Raw genomic sequence first — 310 nt, 5'->3', positions numbered from 1 at the left:
CCAAATGTTTTGGCTAATAATACTGCCTGTTCTCTGTTTGGTAGTAAACGGAATTTGAAAGCTTTGTTTTGTTTAGTCATATCAATTCACCTCGCTTTGTACTGAATAATATCGTGTATATTGATTGTATCGTAGAAATACCGTACAATCAAGTGAGAGGTGATAATTTTGAAAGATAATAAAGAACGTGTAGAAATTCGTATGCCTAAATCAATTATCGAGAAATTAGATAAATACCAAGAAGAAAACGGACTGTCTACAAGAACAGCAACTATTCTCGAATTATTGCGAAAAGGCTTAGAAAAATAAC

Annotated in this window: 2 protein-coding genes; one reads left to right on the top strand and one right to left on the bottom strand. The window is 32.3% G+C overall.

The features are described from left to right. Positions 1 to 80 (bottom strand): helix-turn-helix domain-containing protein (locus tag DDE80_RS14920; protein WP_153060960.1); only part of this gene is annotated, 80 nt, incomplete at its 3' end. A gap of 88 nt (positions 81 to 168) precedes the next feature. On the opposite strand from DDE80_RS14920, the gene DDE80_RS14915 reads away from it, so the two are divergent. After that, positions 169 to 309: a ribbon-helix-helix domain-containing protein gene (locus DDE80_RS14915; RefSeq protein ID WP_108306967.1), complete on the top strand. Its 141-nt coding sequence runs from the start codon at positions 169 to 171 to the stop codon at positions 307 to 309. Position 310 lies beyond the last annotated feature (1 nt).

Source organism: Metalysinibacillus jejuensis (assembly GCF_003057615.1).
Taxonomy (GTDB): Bacteria; Bacillota; Bacilli; order Bacillales_A; family Planococcaceae; genus Metalysinibacillus; species Metalysinibacillus jejuensis.
Note: the sequence above shows the minus strand (reverse complement) of the source record. Positions and strands in the feature narration are given on the sequence as shown.